The 17,650-nt window shown below is 41.6% G+C and carries 20 protein-coding genes and 1 tRNA gene; 17 read left to right on the top strand and 4 right to left on the bottom strand.

Annotated features, from left to right (window positions below):
- Positions 1-185: 185 nt before the first annotated feature.
- Positions 186-1,256: a calcium/proton exchanger gene (cax, locus tag AC0VYH_RS18865; RefSeq protein ID WP_475372916.1), complete on the bottom strand. Its 1,071-nt coding sequence runs from the start codon at positions 1,254-1,256 to the stop codon at positions 186-188.
- Between the two features lie 305 nt (positions 1,257-1,561).
- Between cax and AC0VYH_RS18860 the strand changes: the two genes are divergently transcribed.
- From AC0VYH_RS18860 to AC0VYH_RS18785, 16 genes are all read left to right on the top strand, one after another.
- Positions 1,562-2,743 (top strand): ATP phosphoribosyltransferase regulatory subunit, encoded by a 1,182-nt coding sequence (locus AC0VYH_RS18860; protein WP_430244921.1) that lies wholly within the window; start codon positions 1,562-1,564, stop codon positions 2,741-2,743.
- Complete coding sequence (gene hisG / locus AC0VYH_RS18855) at positions 2,743-3,384, top strand: ATP phosphoribosyltransferase (protein ID WP_427391271.1); 642 nt, start codon at positions 2,743-2,745, stop codon at positions 3,382-3,384. The genes AC0VYH_RS18860 and hisG overlap by 1 nt, the downstream gene beginning before the upstream one ends.
- The gene (hisD, locus tag AC0VYH_RS18850) at positions 3,371-4,642 is read left to right on the top strand and encodes a histidinol dehydrogenase (protein WP_475365847.1); all 1,272 of its coding nucleotides are present in this window, start codon (positions 3,371-3,373) and stop codon (positions 4,640-4,642) included. Before hisG ends, hisD begins: the two co-directional genes overlap by 14 nt.
- A complete protein-coding gene (gene hisB / locus AC0VYH_RS18845; RefSeq protein WP_408962561.1) occupies positions 4,642-5,235 on the top strand; it encodes an imidazoleglycerol-phosphate dehydratase HisB in 594 nt (197 codons plus the stop codon). The genes hisD and hisB overlap by 1 nt, the downstream gene beginning before the upstream one ends.
- Entirely contained in the window at positions 5,236-5,871 is a 636-nt protein-coding gene (gene hisH / locus AC0VYH_RS18840) for an imidazole glycerol phosphate synthase subunit HisH (RefSeq protein ID WP_404683306.1), read from the top strand. It begins immediately after the preceding gene.
- A 1-nt stretch (position 5,872) separates the two neighbouring features.
- A complete protein-coding gene (hisA, locus tag AC0VYH_RS18835) occupies positions 5,873-6,592 on the top strand; it encodes a 1-(5-phosphoribosyl)-5-[(5-phosphoribosylamino)methylideneamino]imidazole-4-carboxamide isomerase (protein WP_475365846.1) in 720 nt (239 codons plus the stop codon).
- A 2-nt stretch (positions 6,593-6,594) separates the two neighbouring features.
- Positions 6,595-7,353 (top strand): imidazole glycerol phosphate synthase subunit HisF, encoded by a 759-nt coding sequence (hisF, locus tag AC0VYH_RS18830; RefSeq protein ID WP_475365845.1) that lies wholly within the window; start codon positions 6,595-6,597, stop codon positions 7,351-7,353.
- Positions 7,350-7,979, top strand: a complete 630-nt coding sequence (hisIE, locus tag AC0VYH_RS18825) for a bifunctional phosphoribosyl-AMP cyclohydrolase/phosphoribosyl-ATP diphosphatase HisIE (RefSeq protein ID WP_194218778.1) — start codon at positions 7,350-7,352, stop codon at positions 7,977-7,979. The genes hisF and hisIE overlap by 4 nt, the downstream gene beginning before the upstream one ends.
- Before the next feature lie 67 nt (positions 7,980-8,046).
- Positions 8,047-8,184 (top strand): hypothetical protein, encoded by a 138-nt coding sequence (locus AC0VYH_RS18820; RefSeq protein ID WP_165994973.1) that lies wholly within the window; start codon positions 8,047-8,049, stop codon positions 8,182-8,184.
- A 191-nt stretch (positions 8,185-8,375) separates the two neighbouring features.
- Positions 8,376-9,956 (top strand): tetratricopeptide repeat protein, encoded by a 1,581-nt coding sequence (locus tag AC0VYH_RS18815; RefSeq protein WP_475367968.1) that lies wholly within the window; start codon positions 8,376-8,378, stop codon positions 9,954-9,956.
- Between the two features lie 121 nt (positions 9,957-10,077).
- Positions 10,078-11,037, top strand: coding sequence for a thioredoxin-disulfide reductase (trxB, locus tag AC0VYH_RS18810; protein WP_276511794.1), 960 nt, complete (start codon positions 10,078-10,080; stop codon positions 11,035-11,037).
- 367 nt (positions 11,038-11,404) lie between these two features.
- Positions 11,405-11,878, top strand: a complete 474-nt coding sequence (locus AC0VYH_RS18805) for an 8-oxo-dGTP diphosphatase (protein ID WP_408962562.1) — start codon at positions 11,405-11,407, stop codon at positions 11,876-11,878.
- 45 nt (positions 11,879-11,923) lie between these two features.
- On the top strand, positions 11,924-12,814 hold the full coding sequence (gene rapZ / locus AC0VYH_RS18800) for an RNase adapter RapZ (protein WP_194218782.1): 891 nt from the start codon (positions 11,924-11,926) through the stop codon (positions 12,812-12,814).
- A 1-nt stretch (position 12,815) separates the two neighbouring features.
- Entirely contained in the window at positions 12,816-13,784 is a 969-nt protein-coding gene (locus AC0VYH_RS18795) for a gluconeogenesis factor YvcK family protein (protein ID WP_226615241.1), read from the top strand.
- 40 nt (positions 13,785-13,824) lie between these two features.
- Positions 13,825-14,766 carry a DNA-binding protein WhiA gene (whiA, locus tag AC0VYH_RS18790; protein ID WP_194218784.1) on the top strand — a complete coding sequence of 314 codons (942 nt, stop codon included), beginning with the start codon at positions 13,825-13,827 and terminating at the stop codon, positions 14,764-14,766.
- A 322-nt stretch (positions 14,767-15,088) separates the two neighbouring features.
- The gene (locus tag AC0VYH_RS18785; RefSeq protein ID WP_430244900.1) at positions 15,089-15,343 is read left to right on the top strand and encodes an HPr family phosphocarrier protein; all 255 of its coding nucleotides are present in this window, start codon (positions 15,089-15,091) and stop codon (positions 15,341-15,343) included.
- Positions 15,344-15,549: 206 nt separating this feature from the next.
- Here the strand turns inward: AC0VYH_RS18785 and clpP are convergent, their stop codons facing one another.
- Both clpP and AC0VYH_RS18775 read right to left on the bottom strand, forming a co-directional pair.
- Complete coding sequence (gene clpP, locus AC0VYH_RS18780; protein ID WP_098445023.1) at positions 15,550-16,134, bottom strand: ATP-dependent Clp endopeptidase proteolytic subunit ClpP; 585 nt, start codon at positions 16,132-16,134, stop codon at positions 15,550-15,552.
- Positions 16,135-16,298: 164 nt separating this feature from the next.
- Positions 16,299-16,685: a YhjD family protein gene (locus tag AC0VYH_RS18775; protein ID WP_475365843.1), complete on the bottom strand. Its 387-nt coding sequence runs from the start codon at positions 16,683-16,685 to the stop codon at positions 16,299-16,301.
- Between the two features lie 302 nt (positions 16,686-16,987).
- Between AC0VYH_RS18775 and AC0VYH_RS18770 the strand changes: the two genes are divergently transcribed.
- A tRNA-Arg gene (locus AC0VYH_RS18770) sits at positions 16,988-17,066 on the top strand.
- Positions 17,067-17,230: 164 nt separating this feature from the next.
- Here AC0VYH_RS18770 and AC0VYH_RS18765 read toward each other — a convergent pair.
- Positions 17,231-17,509, bottom strand: coding sequence for a hypothetical protein (locus AC0VYH_RS18765; protein ID WP_475367967.1), 279 nt, complete (start codon positions 17,507-17,509; stop codon positions 17,231-17,233).
- Positions 17,510-17,650: the final 141 nt, after the last annotated feature.

Here is a 17,650-nt window from a genome sequence, read left to right as displayed (position 1 = left end):
TTGTTCTATTAGGTGTTTCTTCCACCTGCTATTGGCTATTATCGTTTATTTTCTAACACGTTATGCGGAAGAACTTCCCTCAGTTACTGTAACAAAAAAACCCGCAAATTGCAGGTTTATTGTTTAGCTTATATTAATGAATCAAAAATAAAGATATTAACAATATAAGCCAACATAGCTATTGATTAAAGTAAATAAAATCCTATCCCCATGATTAAGTAAGCAGCAAGTAATGTTGCTCCTTCAAACCAATTGGTTTCTCCATCATTACTAATCACAATCATAAGTAAGACAGCTGTTACCATAGTGACAAGCTCTGGTAATGTAAAGACGAGTGGCATTTGTACTGGGAAGAAAAGAGAGATTAGGACGAGTAGCGGTGCAACAAACATCGCAACTTGAAGCGTTGATCCTACTGCAATTTCCACAGCAACATCCATTTTGTTTTTGTAGGCCATAATAATAGCTGAAGCATGTTCAGCGGCATTTCCTACAATCGCTACAATAATCACCCCGATGAATAACTCGCTCCATCCAAACGTTTCTCCAACTGTTTCAAACGTATGAACAAGGCTTTCTGACACGTATGCAACGGCGGCTGTGGAGAGTGCTAGAACGAGCATTGCTTTTTTTCTGCTCCATTCAGGCTCTTCATGTGCATGACCACCTTCTTGGTCTGAGACGTGCTGATATACGCCGCGGTGAGTGACGAGCTTGAAGAAGAGAGCGGCAAGGTAAAGAATGATGAGGATAATGGAAATGCCGGTACTCAATGAAATGGCTTCAGCATCACTCATACCCATTGAAAAAACTTCAGGAATAACAAACGCTACGATGACACCAAACATAAGTAATCCTGAGTTGTGCCTTGCATCATATACATTGAATTTTTGCCTTTTGAATTTTAAGCCTCCAACGAAAAAGGATAATCCAGCAACAAGGAGTAGATTTCCTAGTACTGATCCTGTTAGCGAAGCGAGCACAATTTCAATTAAACCTTCTCTTAGTGCAAAGATAGAAATGATCAGTTCAACAGCATTGCCAAATGTGGCGTTTAATAACCCGCCAATTCTAGGACCAGAGATAACAGCAAGGCTTTCCGTTGCTCTTCCCATAAAAGCAGCTAGAGAAATGATTGTTAAGCAATAGACAATAAACATTAGTGTTTGCGACCAGTGAAGAAGACTTCCCGCAACGGACAATGGTACGCCAATAATAACTAAGAAGAAGAAGATTTTATTGACCACATGACACATCCTCTCTTTTCATTATCTACTCTTTTCCTCATTATAGATTTCCTAAATTGGAAAAGAAAGTTTCTTTCAAAGCTATTACCCTAATTTATCAATAAGTGATCCTGATGAAGACGAGGAGAGTCATAAATCGACATCATTCCTTAAGATTACCTAAAAAATAAAGGGGATTCATATTGGAGTACAGAAAAGGAGTAAAGGGAATAATGCCCCTTATCGGTTGACGAAAAAAATAAAGGCGTGTAAACTACAAATAACTTCATCTTGTTAGTATGTTAGCGAACTAAAGGAAATGTGAGGTGCACAAAATGACAAGACCATTCGTATTTGAGAAGCCGCTCGGTATGCGCGATACGCTACCGGTACTATATGACTTGAAAACAAGCATTCGTGAAAGAATTCAGCGTGTAACAGAGGGATGGGGCTATCGTTTTATGAACACCCCTACGCTAGAGTACTATGAAACGGTCGGAGAAGCTTCTGCTATCCTTGATCAGCAGCTTTTCAAACTACTTGACCAGCGTGGCAATACGCTTGTCTTAAGACCCGACATGACCGCGCCAATCGCTCGTGTCGCGGCGTCTAGTCTAAAGAATGAGCCTTTTCCACTGCGCCTTGCTTATGATTCTAATGTGTTTCGAGCGCAGGAAGACGAAGGTGGAAAACCGGCAGAGTTTGAACAAATAGGTGTTGAGTTAATTGGTGATCGCACGACGAGCGCTGATGCAGAAGTGATCGCATTAATGGCAGCCGTTTTAAAAGAAGCCGGTCTTGAAGATTTCCAAATTGCGATTGGCCATGTTGGATTTATTCAGGAGCTGTTTCTTTCGATCGTTGGTAACGAAGACAGAGCTGCCGTTCTACGCCGCTATTTATATGAAAAAAACTATGTAGGGTATCGCCAGCATGTAAGAGAAATGCCGCTCTCTACAATTGATCAAAAAAGACTTATGGCTCTTTTAACGCTCAGAGGAGATGGTTCAAAACTAGAAGAAGCCATTGACTTGCTACCGACTGACGCTGGTGAAAGAGTTCTTGATGAGCTTCGTACACTTCTACATACGCTTGAAGCATATGGGGTAGCTAAGCAGGTGAAATTTGATTTCACTCTTGTAAGTCATATGAGTTATTACACGGGAGTTGTGTTTGAGGGATATGCCAATAACCTTGGTGTACCGTTAAGCAATGGAGGACGCTACGATGAACTGCTGTCGCGTTTTGATCGTCCGGCACAGGCAACAGGGTTCGGTATTCGTTTAGATCATCTTGCTGAAGCACTTGGTGTAACGAGTGAGGAAAAGCTCCCATATGCGATTATTTTTAGTCCTGAACGAAGAGAAGAAGCGATTCAACAGGCGTCAGAACGAAGGGCTACTGGTGAAAAAGTTGTGGTGCAGGAGTTAAGTGGTGTCACAAACCTTGATGCTTACTCGGAACGTTTTGATGACGTCACGTATTTAATCGGTAAGAACGGAAAGGGGATGTTGTAATGCTGACGATGGCAATGCCAAAAGGGCGTATTTTTGAAGAGGCGGTAGAATTGCTTCGAAACGCGGGTTATCAACTTCCCCCTGAGTTTGATGATTCAAGAAAATTAATTCTCGATATAGAAGAAGAAAATCTTCGTTTCATTCTAGCAAAACCAATGGATGTTCCGACATACGTGGAGCACGGTGTAGCGGATGTTGGAATTGCTGGGAAAGATGTCATGCTAGAAGAAGAGCGCAATGTATACGAAGTACTAGATTTAAAAATTAGTGGCTGCTATTTAGCTGTTGCAGGTCTTTCTGATGGACCAATTAAAGGCGTTGCACCAAAGATTGCTACAAAGTATCCGAACGTAGCTTCTAACTATTTTCGTCAGCAGGGTGAACAGGTTGAGATTATTAAGTTAAACGGATCGATTGAGCTTGCTCCGCTAATCGGCCTTGCTGATCGTATCGTCGATATTGTTTCAACAGGAAGAACGTTAACGGAAAACGGTTTAATGGAAACGGCGTTTATTGAGCCAATCACATCTCGCTTTATTGTGAATCCAGTTAGCTATCGAACGAAGGATGCAATCATTGACGATATGGTCGAGCGTCTTTCAGCGGTTGTGGAAGGAGAGAGCGCAGATGAAAATCGTTAATAGGAGCGAAGGGGTATCTATCAAACGATCGATTGAGCAGGGAACAGAAGAGCAGCGTCAGGCTGTTCTTTCTATTCTTTCGCAAGTTAAAGCAACTGGCGATGAAGCCGTTAAGGAAAATACAAAGAAGTTTGATGGAGCAGATTTGAAAGAACTTCGCGTGTCAAATGAAGAAATCGAACGGGCATATCTCGATTTATCTGATGAACTCATTACGACGATTAGAAAGGCGGCTGGCAATATTCAATCATTTCACGAACGCCAGCGTCGTCAATCATGGTTTACAACTTCTGAAGACGGTACAATGCTTGGACAAAAAGTAACACCGCTTGATTCTGTCGGTGTTTATGTTCCGGGTGGCAAAGCTGCATATCCTTCTTCCGTATTAATGAATGTTATTCCTGCTGTCGCTGCAGGTGTGAAGCGAATTGCGATGGTAACGCCACCTGACTCAGACGGAAATGTTCCTTCAGGTGTACTTGTTGCAGCGAATGAAGTGGGTGTATCGGAAATCTTTAAAGTAGGTGGAGCGCAGGCTGTTGGCGCGCTTGCTTACGGGACGGAATCGATCGCACCCGTAGATAAAATCGTCGGTCCAGGAAATATTTTTGTGGCCCTTGCGAAACGAGAAGTATTTGGGATTGTTGATATTGATATGATCGCTGGTCCAAGTGAAATCGTTGTTCTAGCCGATGAAAAGGCTAATCCAGCTTATGTGGCAGCAGACTTATTATCGCAGGCCGAACACGATGAGCGAGCTAGCGCTGTTCTAGTGACAACTTCAGAGACACTAGCTGAACGTGTTCAAGAAGAGGTGAAGCAACAGCTTGTCGAGCTTCCACGAGCTGAAATTGCATCTAAGTCAATTGATGATTACGGAATGATTTATGTCGTGAATCTTCTTGCCGAAGCGGTCGATGCCGTCAATGAACTCGCTCCTGAGCACCTTGAAATTATGGTAGAGGAACCAATGACGCTTCTTGGGAAAATTCGTCACGCAGGAGCTATTTTCCTTGGTCCATATAGCTCAGAGCCTGTTGGTGATTATTTTGCCGGCCCGAACCACGTACTACCTACGAACGGAACAGCTCGTTTTTCAAGTCCGCTATCAGTAGACGATTTCATTAAAAAATCAAGCGTTATTTCTTATAGTAAAGAAGCAATGAGAACAAACGGTAGCAGCATCGCAGCGCTCGCAAAGCTTGAAGGTCTGGATGCACACGCAAGAGCCGTTGAACTTCGATTGGAGGATTTATAATGGGTGAAGAGAGAAAAAGTTCGATTTCAAGAGAAACATCTGAAACATCGATTAACCTTTCGTTTGGGGTAGATGGAAGCGGGAAAACAGATTTACAAACCGGCGTTCCTTTTCTTACTCATATGCTGGATCTGTTCACGAAGCACGGAAAGTTTGATTTAGCCATTGCTGCGAACGGAGATACCGAAGTAGATGATCACCACACAACGGAAGACATTGGTATTTGTCTAGGGGAAGCGTTGAAACAAGCACTTGGTACGAAAGAAGGCATTAAGCGGTATGGAAATGCGTTTGTGCCGATGGATGACGCGCTTGCGCAGGTAGTAGTTGATCTAAGCAACCGTCCTCATCTTGAATACCGTGTTGAATTGCCATCGAATCGCGTAGGGACATTTGATACCGAATTGGTTCATGAGTTTTTATGGAAGCTTGCTATTGAAGCAAGAATGAACTTACACGTAATTGTTCACTATGGCCACAATACGCACCACATCATTGAAGCCATTTTTAAAGCGCTAGGACGTGCGTTAGACGAAGCAACACTTATTGATCCTCGTGTAAAAGGCGTGCCATCAACGAAAGGAATGCTGTAAATGATCGGAATTATTGATTATGGAATGGGGAATTTATACAGCGTTAGTAAGGCACTAGAACGTCTCGGTTATGATTATTTCGTTTCCGAAGATGAACAGGAGCTTTCAAAAGCAACGGGGCTCCTTCTTCCTGGAGTCGGCTCCTTTCGAGACGCAATGGCGATTTTGACTGAAACAGGATTAAAGGCTTTTATTGAAAAAGAAGTGGAGGCAGGAAAGCCACTTCTTGGGATTTGTCTTGGCATGCAGCTTCTATTTGAAGAAAGCGATGAGAATGGGTATGCGGAAGGCTTTTCTTTTTTGCCAGGAAAAGTAAAGAAGTTCCCCGGACAAGATTCTTTAGGTAACGCTTATAAAGTTCCACATATGGGGTGGAACAAGCTAGTGATCGAGCAGCCAGAATCGTTTTTAATGAATGATGTCGGTGAGGAACACGTGTATTTTGTTCACTCCTATTATGTTGATACGAACGATCGGGATGTTCTTATTGCCACGGCAGATTACGCTGAGGAAGTTCCAGCAGTTGTTGGTAAGGGGAAGGTGTTTGGCACCCAGTTTCACCCGGAGAAAAGTAGCCATGCTGGCCTTGAGATCTTAAAGAATTATGCTCAATACATAGAAGGGAATGACGCATAAGATGCCAATTACGATCTATCCTGCTATTGATATGAGAGGCGGCAAATGTGTACGCCTTTTGCAAGGTGACTATAACAAAGAAACGGTTTACGGCGATTCACCATTTGATATGGCAAAGCAATTTGCAGATGATGGGGCCGAGTGGATTCACATGGTTGATCTTGACGGTGCGAGAGAAGGAAAGCGCGTGAATGATCGTCACGTTCTTGAAGTCGCAAATGGGTTATCGGCGCGAGTCCAGGTTGGCGGCGGGATTCGAACTGAAGAAGATGTCGCTTATTATCTTGAGAACGGTGTTGATCGTATTATTCTCGGTAGTAGCGCCATTTCAGATCCTGACTTCGTGAAAAGAATGCTTGAGCGTTATAAAGAAAAAATCGCGATTGGTATCGATGCAAGAGATGGGTATGTCGCTGTCGAAGGATGGTTGAAAACCTCTGAAGTCAAAGCGGTGGATCTTGGCAAAGAACTCGCTGAACACGGAGCGGAAGTTTTCATTTTCACTGATATTTCAAAGGACGGCACGCTGTCTGGGCCAAACGTTGAGGCAATTGCTAAACTTGGTGAGGCTACAGGGAAAGAAGTGATCGCTTCAGGTGGGATAAGTAATCTTGACGATGTAATTAGTCTTCAGCAAAGAAGTGATTCGATTAGCGGTGCGATCATCGGGAAAGCTCTTTATACAAATCAATTTACATTAAAACAGGCGTTGGAGGTCTAGACATGCTAACAAAGCGAATTATTCCATGTCTTGATGTAAAAGACGGCCGCGTTGTGAAAGGTATCCAATTTGTTGGTCTGAGAGACGCAGGTGATCCAGTTGAATTAGCAAGAGTGTATGATGAAGAAGGCGCTGATGAACTCGTTTTTCTAGATATATCAGCTTCTCATGAAGGAAGAGAAACGATGGTTGATGTGGTAAGACAAGTTGCAGCAGAGCTTGCCATTCCTTTCACCGTTGGTGGAGGCATTAATAAGCTTGAGGATATGAAGCGTGTACTTCGTGCCGGAGCGGATAAAGTATCCATGAATACTGCAGCAGTTCTTCGTCCGGAATTGATCCGTGAAGGCGCCGATTATTTTGGAACGCAGTGCATGGTTGTGGCGATTGACGCGAAGTGGGAAGATGAGACGAAATCATGGCGTGTGTATACGCACGGTGGTCGGACTGCGACGGATTGGGATGCAGTTGAGTGGGCAATCAAAGCACAGGAAATGGGAGCAGGAGAAATATTACTAACTAGTATGAATGCGGATGGCAGTAAAGATGGTTTTGATGTTCCTTTAACGAAAGCAGTTGGTGATGCCGTCTCAATTCCAGTGATTGCATCAGGAGGAGCAGGGTCATCAGAAGATTTTCTTGAAGTCTTCCATGATGCTTCAGCAGATGCTGCTCTTGCGGCGTCCATCTTCCATTATAAAGAAACCTCTCTATCACATGTGAAAGATTACTTAAAACAAAACGGGGTGGCGATTCGATGAATACCGAAATGATCCAATTTGATGAAAAAGGTCTAGTGCCAGCGATTGTACAGGATGCAGCAAGTAAAGAAGTTCTCACACTTGCTTATATGAACAAAGAGTCCCTTACGAAAACGATTGAAACAAAAGAAACGTGGTTTTACAGTCGCTCTCGTGAAGAACTCTGGCATAAAGGAGAGACTTCAGGTAATACGCAACAGGTATTGGATCTACGTTATGACTGCGATCAAGACGCCGTCCTTGTACTTGTGAACCCTGCGGGACCTGCCTGTCATAAAGGAACCTATTCTTGCTTCAATGATTCCTTACTTTCAGAAGAAGTAAAGCCGGACGCTGATCGCTTCGCCATACTCAATACGCTTGAAGAAGTGATTGCGAAAAGAGAAGCAGAGCGTCCTGAAGGGGCGTATACTACGTATCTCTTTAAGGAAGGTGTCGATAAAATACTGAAGAAGGTAGGAGAAGAGGCTTCTGAAGTTATTATTGCAGCGAAAAACCGCGACCACGAAGAACTTACGTGGGAATCAGCGGATCTCATTTTCCACTGGATGGTTCTGTTAAGAGAGCAGGAATGTTCGCTTGATGACGTCCTTCAAGTACTTGAGGAACGACACGCTTCGAAGTAATGAAACTTTATTCTCTTTTGATCGTAGATAAGAGTAAATTCAATTACGAGAAATGGAGAGAGGTCGTATGTTTGTAGGGTTTATGTTTGTGGGACTTGCTATTGGGCTTTTTCTCGGACAGCCAGGACCTGGTGTACTGCTTGGAATGGGAATTGGTTTTATTGCGCAAGAAATTTCAAAGCGCAAAAAAGATATGTGGAAATAAAAGCGAGCCGCGGAGCTCGTTTTTATTTTGGGCAATTGGGACAGAAAGAAACAATTTAGTTAGCTTGAGTGTGCCGCTAGCCAGGTTTTACTACTTATTTTCTTTTATGACTTCACCCTGATGTATGTTATACTTTTGAACGGATATGACTGGTAATAGAATTATTCGAAGCGAAATTATTGGGGGGAAACATGAGGAAAGAACTTCATGCTTCTTCGGAAATGAAAGGCCGACTGATTCCGTTCGTTCAGGACGGAGATTATTTTTATAAAAAGGCTATGAGAGCCTATCAGCAACGGAATTTGGATAAAGCAAAACAGCATCTTGAACGTGCGGTTAAACTTGTCCCCGAAGAAGTCGATTATATATGTCAACTTGCAGCGGTCCTGTCGGAATTAGGCGAATATGAAGCATCAAATGAATGGCTCAAATTTGTACTTGACGATCTTGATCCTGAATACTATGATTGCTACTTTTTTCTTGCGAACAATTACGCACATATGGGTCTGTTTAAACAAACGGAAGAGAATGCGCGAACTTACCTTGAACACGAACCTGACGGAGAATTTATTGAAGACGCAGAAGAGCTCGTAGATCTTATTTTATTCGAGCAGTCGGAAGATTTACCTCAGGAGATTGGTGAAGAAGAGCAGCTGATTCAAGAACATGAAGCTGCACGTAAAGCCATTGAATCCGGCCAATTTCTTGATGCCATAGATTTACTGGAGCGGATGACGGAGGTTTACTCTGAATTCTGGCCTGCCTATAACAATCTTGCGCTAGCTTATTTTTATAGCGAGCAATATGAGGAAGCTATTCAAGTACTAGATGATGTTCTGACGAAAAATGAAGGAAACTTGAATGCGGTTTGTAATCTCACGCTTTTCTATGATTTCCTTGGGCAACATGTCAAACGTGATGTCATGCTTGAACGGTTGAAGAATGTTTATCCGATTCATCCTGATCATTCATATAAGCTAGGGAGTACATTTGGATTCCTAGGTCAACATGAGCTAGCATATCACTGGCTACGTAAAGCAGAAGTAACACGACACACATGGGATGCACCATTCTATCATTGGCTGGCTGTCTCTGCTTTTCACCTCGATCGTCCTGATCTTGCGAGACGTAATTGGAAAAAAATGCAGCAAGTGGAATCATCTAATGAAATGGCGAGCCGCTATCTTGCTGAACTAGAGCAAGGGAAGCTTGATAAAAATCAGCTAAGCTATCGATCCCAGATGTCGGTCGCAGAGGAGCATGAAGCGAAACACGATTATTATTCGAGAATGACGCATCTTATGCTGCTCTATACAAGACGTGATCCTGAAGGCGCATCAATTCTGCAATCGTATTGCAGACGTAAAGATGAGCCCCTTATTGTAAAAGAACTGTCAGCTTATATTGCGCTTACGCTTTCTGATGAACCAGTTCAAATTGTAAATGAAAAAGATGAATATATGGTTTACACACAGACAGACTTCCCTGATCATGTTCTTTCAGGTATGCGTGTGATTGCTGAGCTCGAGCAGGCAGACATCAGTGACTCAGATTTGCATGAGCTAATTGCGATGATCTGGTTACCTTGTTATGTTAAGCTTTCAGAAAGTGGCAAAGCATTTCAGAATCAGAAAGCCACTGCTGCAGCCATGCTCTACATGTGGCATAAAGTTAACCAAACGGATGTGACTCAAATCGACGTAGCAAATGCGTTCGGTGTATCTGGGTCAACAGTTTATGCCTATCGTAAAAAGTTAACTCGATTACTTTAGAACACTAGGTATGATGAGCATCCTATTAGACTTTTTTCTACTAATCGGATATGATTCTAAATAAGAAACATTACTTTTTAATAATGAATATAATTAAATTACTATTAGAAACGTGAAGGAAGTGAAACAGATGAGTGAAAAAATTTATGATGTCATTATTGTCGGTGCCGGTCCTGCAGGTATGACTGCAGCTGTATACACTTCTCGTGCTAATCTCGATGTTCTTATGATTGAACGCGGGATTCCGGGCGGACAAATGGCAAATACAGAAGATGTAGAAAACTATCCAGGATTTGATAGTATTCTTGGTCCAGATCTATCTACAAAAATGTTTGAGCACGCGAAGAAATTTGGCGCTCAATATCAATATGGTGATGTAAAAGAAATTCGAGATAATGGTGATTACAAAACAGTTGTCTCCGGAAATCAAGAATTCCACGCGAAAGCCATTATTGTAACAAGCGGAGCTGAATACAAGAAAATTGGTGTACCTGGTGAAGCTGAGTACAGTGGTCGTGGCGTATCTTATTGCGCAGTTTGTGACGGGGCTTTCTTTAAAAACAAAGAACTCGTTGTTGTAGGTGGAGGAGACTCTGCTGTTGAGGAAGGTGTGTATCTTACTCGATTTGCATCTAAAGTAACGATTGTACACAGACGTGATCAGCTAAGAGCACAGAAGATTCTTCAGCAACGTGCGTTTGATAATGAAAAAATCGACTTTATCTGGAATCATACAATCAAAGAAATTCTAGGTGAAAATGGGAAAGTGAGCAAAACGCTTCTTGTGAACACTGTAACGGGCGAAGAGCGTGAATTCAGTGCAGATGGCGTCTTTATCTACATCGGTATGCTTCCATTAAATCAGGCCGTTAGCGGACTTGAGATTACAAATGAAGAAGGTTATATCGTAACAGATGAAAACATGGCGACGAAGGTTCCAGGCATCTATGCAGCTGGTGACATTCGAGACAAAATGCTTCGTCAAATCGTAACAGCTACTGGTGATGGAAGTATTGCTGCACAATCTGTTCAGCACTACATTGAATCACTAGAAGACGCTGGAAAAGAAGCGTTAGTTTAATACCAAAACGAAGCCGGGAATTTCATGATTCCCGGCTTTACATTTACCCATAAACCTTATTTCGACAGCTTTCGAGCGGTATCGGGTGGTGCCTGTCACCGCGTCATTCGCTTTTAATTTCGCTGTAACAGCGGTGAAATACAAATGGGGTAAACTATAAATAGATTTAACCCCCTTTAAATAGATTCATTCATTGGCACGGGCATATGCTCCGTGCTCTTTTTTTTGTGGAGTTGAGACGGTTCGTAACAGCTTCTCCAAACCGATCTCATTGTTCATGATAAGCAATCATAGTATACTATGTATAGAAAATCTAGAAGTCTGAGCACATAAGGCTTTCATATAAAAATCGGATAATTGAATTGAGGTGACAATTGTGCAACGTGTAACAAACTGTATTTTAAATGACGAAGCAAATGATCGAGTACTTTTACTACAAAAGCCAAGACGCGGATGGTGGGTTGCACCAGGTGGAAAAATGGAATCGGAAGAATCAATCCGTGACTCAGTGATCCGAGAGTTTCGAGAAGAGACTGGTGTCTATTTAAAGAACCCAAAACTAAAAGGCATTTTCACATTCATTATTAAAGAAAATGAAGTAACAAAATCAGAATGGATGATGTTTACGTTTCTTGCAACGGAGTACGATGGCGAGCCAGTTGAGAAATCAGATGAAGGAAAAGTCTCCTGGGTAAATACAAATGATGTTAGTGAGCTTCCAATGGCCCCAGGTGATTATCATATACTTGATTATATGATGAAGGGTCACGGCATTATTTACGGTACATTTACTTATACACCTGACTTTAAACTTCTTTCATATCGATTAGATCCGTCTTAAATAGAAGTGTCACAATAAGAGAAATTGAGAAACGGAGTGGGGAAAATGACCGATTCGATTGATAAACGCATTCATATGGTCATTATTACAGGAATGAGTGGTGCTGGTAAGACAGTGGCAATGCAGTGTTTTGAAGATATCGGCTATTTCTGTATTGATAATCTGCCACCCGCGCTCTTACCGAAGTTCGTTGAAATGGTTGACGGTTCGGAAGGGAAATTAAATAAAGTAGCACTCGTGATGGATTTGCGTGGTGGGGATTTCTTTGACCATCTCGTGGAAGCTGTTGATCACCTCGATTCACATGAGCGTCTTGATGCGGAGATTCTTTTCCTTGATTCAAAGGACTCAACACTTGTCAGGCGCTATAAAGAAACAAGACGTTCTCATCCGCTTGCACCAGAAGGTTTGCCGCTAGAAGGCATTAAGAAAGAAAGAGAAATGCTTGAAGAGCTAAAAGGGCGCTCTCAGCAAATTATTGATACGAGCGACATTAAGCCAGTTCAGCTAAGAGAAAAAATCATGGACCGATTCTCGAACAATGAGAAAGAGAACTTTGGTGTCAATGTGATGTCGTTTGGATTTAAATACGGTATTCCAATCGATGCCGATCTAGTCTTTGACATTCGTTTTCTACCAAACCCACACTATGTGGAGCATTTGCGTCCAAAAACAGGTGTGGAAGAAGAAGTCGCGAACTATGTATTTAAGTGGAAAGAAACACAAACATTTCTAGCTAAATTAATTGATATGCTTGCGTATATGCTTCCTCAATATAAACGAGAAGGGAAGAGCCAGCTCGTCATTGGGATTGGATGTACGGGTGGAAAGCATCGATCTGTTGCATTTGCAGAACACATTGGTCACCATTTCGAAACAGAGTATCGCACGAATATTACGCACAGGGATATCGAAAAAGGGAAGGGTCATAAATAATATGGATGACACTAATCTGCCAAAGGCTGTTGTCATTGGTGGAGGAACAGGCCTATCGGTACTTCTTCGTGGACTTAAAAAGTTTCCTGTCGACATTACTGCGATTGTCACTGTAGCTGACGACGGAGGAAGTTCAGGTCGATTACGTGATGAGTTTGATATACCTCCTCCAGGTGATGTACGAAATGTTATTACAGCGTTATCGGAGGTTGAACCTCTGTTAGAAGGACTTATGCAACATCGGTTTAAAAATGGGAATGGACTATCAGGTCATTCCCTTGGCAACCTAATGTTAGCCGCCATGACGGACATTACTGGTGATTTTGTAACAGGAGTTAGAGAAATGTGCCGCGTTCTTAACGTACGTGGTGAAGTTCTTCCTGCATCAAATCGAAGTATTGTTTTACATGCTGAAATGCGTGATGGTACTTTTGTTCAAGGTGAATCACAAATTCCAAAGGTAAATAAAGCAATTAAGAGGGTATTTCTTTCACCACCAGGCATCAAAGCGCTCCCCGAATCTCTACAAGCTATTCGTGAAGCTGATTTGATTGTTCTTGGGCCAGGTAGTCTATATACAAGTATTCTACCGAATTTACTTGTTCCGGGCATTGCTGAGGAAATTCAGCAGTCTAAGGCAAGGAAAGTGTATGTTTGTAACGTTATGACTCAGCTAGGTGAAACGGAAAACTATACGGCGAGTGACCACGTGCAGGCACTCATTGATCACATCGGCTATAAACTTATGGATACGATTATTGTAAATGAGGAAATGATTCCATCTTTCTATGCAAAACGTTATGCACAAGAACGAGCAGAGGTTGTGCAATATGACGAAAATCGTCTAAAGAGCTTTGGTTTTCATGTAATCAGTGATAAAATCATTCAATACGATGAGAAATATGTACGCCATGATGCGAAGGAAATATCATCGATTCTTTTATCCTTATTAGACGATAAAAGATCATGATGGGTCAGTGGGGCCCCTGCATGAAAAAGGGGGGATGGCAATGTCATTTGCTGCTGATACAAAGAAAGAATTGACGCAGTTAGAAAGTAAACCTTGCTGTGCAAGATCAGAACTAGCAGCACTTATTCGAATGAATGGATCGATCTCGTTTGGTAACAGACAGCTGATTCTAAACATTCCGACTGAACATGCTGCCATTGCAAGAAGAATTTATACGCTCATTAAGCGGATATACAACTTCGATGTTGAACTACTTGTCCGTAAAAAAATGAGGCTGAAGAAAAACAATGTATACATTGTCCGTGTCTCAGCCAAAGCAAGAGATCTCCTTGAAGATCTCGGTATAATGGATAACGCCTTTACGTTCACTAGAGTAATCTCAAAGGATTTTACCAAGAAGTCTTGTTGCAAACGTTCTTATCTAAGAGGAGCATTTCTTGCGGGGGGATCAATCAATCATCCTGAAACCTCTTATCATCTTGAGATCTTCTCAATGTACGAAGAGCATACGGAATCGCTTTGTAACTTAATGAATGAATTTGGATTAAATGCGAAAATGCTTGAGCGAAAGAAAGGGTATATCGTTTATATCAAAGAAGGCGAGAAGATTACGGAGTTCTTAAGTGTTGTCGGTGCCCATCAGGCGCTGCTCTATTTTGAGGATGTACGCATTATGAAAGACATGCGGAATTCTGTTAATCGAATCGTGAATTGCGAAACGGCTAATTTGAATAAAACGGTAGGCGCGGCTTTTCGACAGGTTGAGAATATTCGCTTCATCCAAAAGGAAGTTGGTTTAGAAATTCTTCCTGATAAGTTAAGAGAGATTGCTGAACTTCGCGTGAAGCATCAAGATGTTACACTGAAAGAACTCGGTGAGATGGTTACTGGAGGAGCTATTAGTAAATCAGGAATCAATCATAGATTACGAAAGATTGACCAGATTGCTGATAAGCTTCGTGATGGTAAACCGATCTCCTAAGCCTTTCGGACAAGTTAGAAAAAAGCTTCCACCTATAATGGTGGAAGGTTGTTTTCTAGCAGTACAATAGATAGCATGAATCTTCAAAGAAAAACCCTATTTTTCTTAATGAAAGCATTGGAAATAGCGTTTTTCTAAATTTTTCACCTTTCGAGATAGCGCTTACTTTTTTAGGTAATTTAACACTTTAGTAAATTTAAAATCGAGAGGCCACAAAATGAGCTATCATAGCTTTAGTTTGAAAGTGGCGAGTGCAAGGGAAACTGGTATAGCGCTTCTGGTGTTCTGATCGACTGTTTTAAATAAGGGGAGGAATGAACAAGTGATTCAAAAAGAAGTTGTGGTTACTTTGGATACAGGATTACAGGCACGTCCAGCAGCTCTGTTTGTACAGGAAGCAAACCGATTTAACTCGGATATCTTCCTTGAGAAGGACGGTAAAAAAGTTAATGCCAAAAGCATCATGGGCATCATGAGCCTTGCTGTTGGTACTGGTTCTTCTGTTATTTTAACTGTTGATGGTAATGATGAAGAAGATGCGATGTCTTCATTAATTGATTTTATTCAAAAAGATTAGCAAAACCTGGCTGTGTGCCAGGTTTTTGTTTTGCATTAAATTGTTAACGTTGCGAAACATTCTTAAGAGAATAGAGTTATAGAGAGTGGGATCATCCATTGTGGTTCATTGGCTGCTCAAATAGCAGATGGTTCAAAAACAACGCCTATTCTAAGAAAGAAAAAGCCTTTCCCAACAATGTAGGGAAAGGCTTTTTAGGGTCTATCTTATGCTTTCTTTTCCATTACTTCATCAATCAAGCCGTATTCTTTCGCTTCAGTCGCTTCCATGAAACGGTCACGATCTGTGTCGCGATCGATTGTTTCAAGTGGTTGACCTGTGCGCTCAGAAAGAATTTTGTTTAGCTTCTCGCGCATTTGGATGATGCGTTTTGCGTGAATTTCAATGTCAGAAGCCTGACCTTGAGTACCACCGAGCGGTTGGTGAATCATTACTTCACTGTTTGGTAGAGCATAGCGCTTACCAGGTTCACCAGCAGCAAGTAGGAAGGCACCCATTGAAGCAGCCATACCGATGCAGATTGTTGATACTTTTGGCTTAATGAATTGCATAGTATCGTAAATCGCCATACCTGCAGTGATTGAACCACCAGGGCTGTTGATATAAAGTGAGATGTCTTTATCTGGGTCTTCAGCAGCAAGGAAAAGAAGTTGTGCAACGACTGCGTTTGATACGTTGTCGTCAATTGCTGTTCCTAGCATAATAATACGGTCCTTAAGAAGACGAGAATAAATGTCGTACGCTCTCTCACCGCGGTTTGTTTGTTCAATTACCGTTGGAATTAAAACCATTTTAAATTCCTCCCTTATATTTGTGGAATATGTAGTTGCTGTATGTTCATCATACCTAAAAGGTCAGTATAGGTCAAATGAAGTGCTGTCCTATTTTTTAATCGATGAAAAGGGTTTGATTTTTCTTTAACCACATACACCCATTTTCCCCGCATCCCTTTATTTTAAACAGAGCGAATGTTCCTTTTTTTTAATCGATCGTCTGCTAAAAAGTAGGCTAAAATTCGTCTTTCTACCTGATTACGTATTTGAATGGAAGAATAGCGGTATGTTTGATTGTAACCTCGACAATATACTTTGCAAATCACAACATCTTCTTTCGTATCTTCTATATAGACGCGGATTCCTCTATCATGAAGCATTGCTTTTGCCCATTTTAAGTCAGAGGAGGCTAACGTTATAGCGGCATGAATTAGTTCCAGATAAGGGCGCGGAAGTTTCATTTTCGAATGGTTCACCCATTTCGTGTCAATTTCCAGCACTCTTTTCAGGTAAGGAAGTAAGAGGTAGTTTCTTAATGCCTTCGTTTCTTCTTTACTTAATTGGAACATGATCATCTCCACCTAACAGAACATATGTTTGGTATAACTTTACTATGAGACAGGTGAGACGTCAAGAACTGAAGCGATACCTTTTCTATGATATGAATGAAATGTTTGGATAATAGCTTTGGCCAATATTGTTAATACCTCACCGTTCACCAGAGTAAAAAAGCAACAGCGTTCATTAACATGGTATAGATAAAATGCTCTTATACACTATTGATTACTCATTGATCGTCACTTGGAAGCTATGAAATTCACCTTGCAAAAAAAGGGGGCATATCGTATAATAATCCTTGCGCTAATGAAGCGCGCCCGTAGCTCAGTCGGATAGAGCGGTGGTTTCCGGTACCGCGTCAGTCGGGGGTTCGAATCCCTCCGGGCGCACCAATTACATAATTCCAATCCCTTTCGCTAGTGTGAAGGGGATTTTTTTATGATAAATGTCATCTTTGTTCGCTTAGATCCAGGGAATGAATAATATCCTTCATTTTGAACAGAAAAAAAGAAGAGTAGAACTCGTCCACTCTTCTTGCGATCAGTCTTACCTTCTATCAGGGCTTATCTTTGTCATCGTCATGTCCTTTGCTGATTGCTCCACTCATCGTGTGTTTGAAGCCTGAGTGCATTCCAGTAGCGCATAGTCCAAGCCATAATCCTATAAAGAAGGCTTTTTTGAAGTCTTCCGGTTCAACATAAATGTGGCTCATTACAATTCCGATTCCAATGGAAAGAATCGGTAAGAACCTTACCGGAAAACCAAACACCTTAAAAAGGTGTACAACTCCAATGATGACTGGAAGCAAAGCAATTCCATATACAGCTAAATCCATGGCATTTGCCTCCTTTTTCTCTCTCTATAAGACAGTTTATGTAGAAATTTGACTAAGGGACGGGCTATTTCATCATTTTCTTTAAAAATGGTGTCAAAATCCCCTTTTAAAAAACAGAAAATTCTGGTCATTTTCATTTTT

Source organism: Anaerobacillus sp. QJM3NY_32, assembly GCF_056173645.1.
The sequence above is the reverse complement of the archived record's forward strand: the minus strand, read 5'-3'. Positions and strand labels throughout refer to the sequence as shown.

Bases quoted from the DNA above. Each gene is read 5' to 3' on its own strand.
- cax (WP_475372916.1), bottom strand. From the start codon at position 1,256: ATGTGTCATGTGGTCAATAAAATCTTCTTCTTCTTAGTTATTATTGGC.
- hisG (WP_427391271.1), top strand. From the start codon at position 2,743: ATGCTGACGATGGCAATGCCAAAAGGGCGTATTTTTGAAGAGGCGGTA.
- rapZ (WP_194218782.1), top strand. From the start codon at position 11,924: ATGACCGATTCGATTGATAAACGCATTCATATGGTCATTATTACAGGA.
- AC0VYH_RS18860 (WP_430244921.1), top strand. From the start codon at position 1,562: ATGACAAGACCATTCGTATTTGAGAAGCCGCTCGGTATGCGCGATACG.
- hisF (WP_475365845.1), top strand. From the start codon at position 6,595: ATGCTAACAAAGCGAATTATTCCATGTCTTGATGTAAAAGACGGCCGC.
- hisA (WP_475365846.1), top strand. From the start codon at position 5,873: ATGCCAATTACGATCTATCCTGCTATTGATATGAGAGGCGGCAAATGT.
- whiA (WP_194218784.1), top strand. From the start codon at position 13,825: ATGTCATTTGCTGCTGATACAAAGAAAGAATTGACGCAGTTAGAAAGT.
- hisD (WP_475365847.1), top strand. From the start codon at position 3,371: ATGAAAATCGTTAATAGGAGCGAAGGGGTATCTATCAAACGATCGATT.
- hisB (WP_408962561.1), top strand. From the start codon at position 4,642: ATGGGTGAAGAGAGAAAAAGTTCGATTTCAAGAGAAACATCTGAAACA.
- AC0VYH_RS18795 (WP_226615241.1), top strand. From the start codon at position 12,816: ATGGATGACACTAATCTGCCAAAGGCTGTTGTCATTGGTGGAGGAACA.
- hisIE (WP_194218778.1), top strand. From the start codon at position 7,350: ATGAATACCGAAATGATCCAATTTGATGAAAAAGGTCTAGTGCCAGCG.
- AC0VYH_RS18820 (WP_165994973.1), top strand. From the start codon at position 8,047: ATGTTTGTAGGGTTTATGTTTGTGGGACTTGCTATTGGGCTTTTTCTC.
- AC0VYH_RS18815 (WP_475367968.1), top strand. From the start codon at position 8,376: ATGAGGAAAGAACTTCATGCTTCTTCGGAAATGAAAGGCCGACTGATT.
- hisH (WP_404683306.1), top strand. From the start codon at position 5,236: ATGATCGGAATTATTGATTATGGAATGGGGAATTTATACAGCGTTAGT.
- clpP (WP_098445023.1), bottom strand. From the start codon at position 16,134: ATGGTTTTAATTCCAACGGTAATTGAACAAACAAACCGCGGTGAGAGA.
- AC0VYH_RS18765 (WP_475367967.1), bottom strand. From the start codon at position 17,509: ATGGATTTAGCTGTATATGGAATTGCTTTGCTTCCAGTCATCATTGGA.
- AC0VYH_RS18775 (WP_475365843.1), bottom strand. From the start codon at position 16,685: ATGTTCCAATTAAGTAAAGAAGAAACGAAGGCATTAAGAAACTACCTC.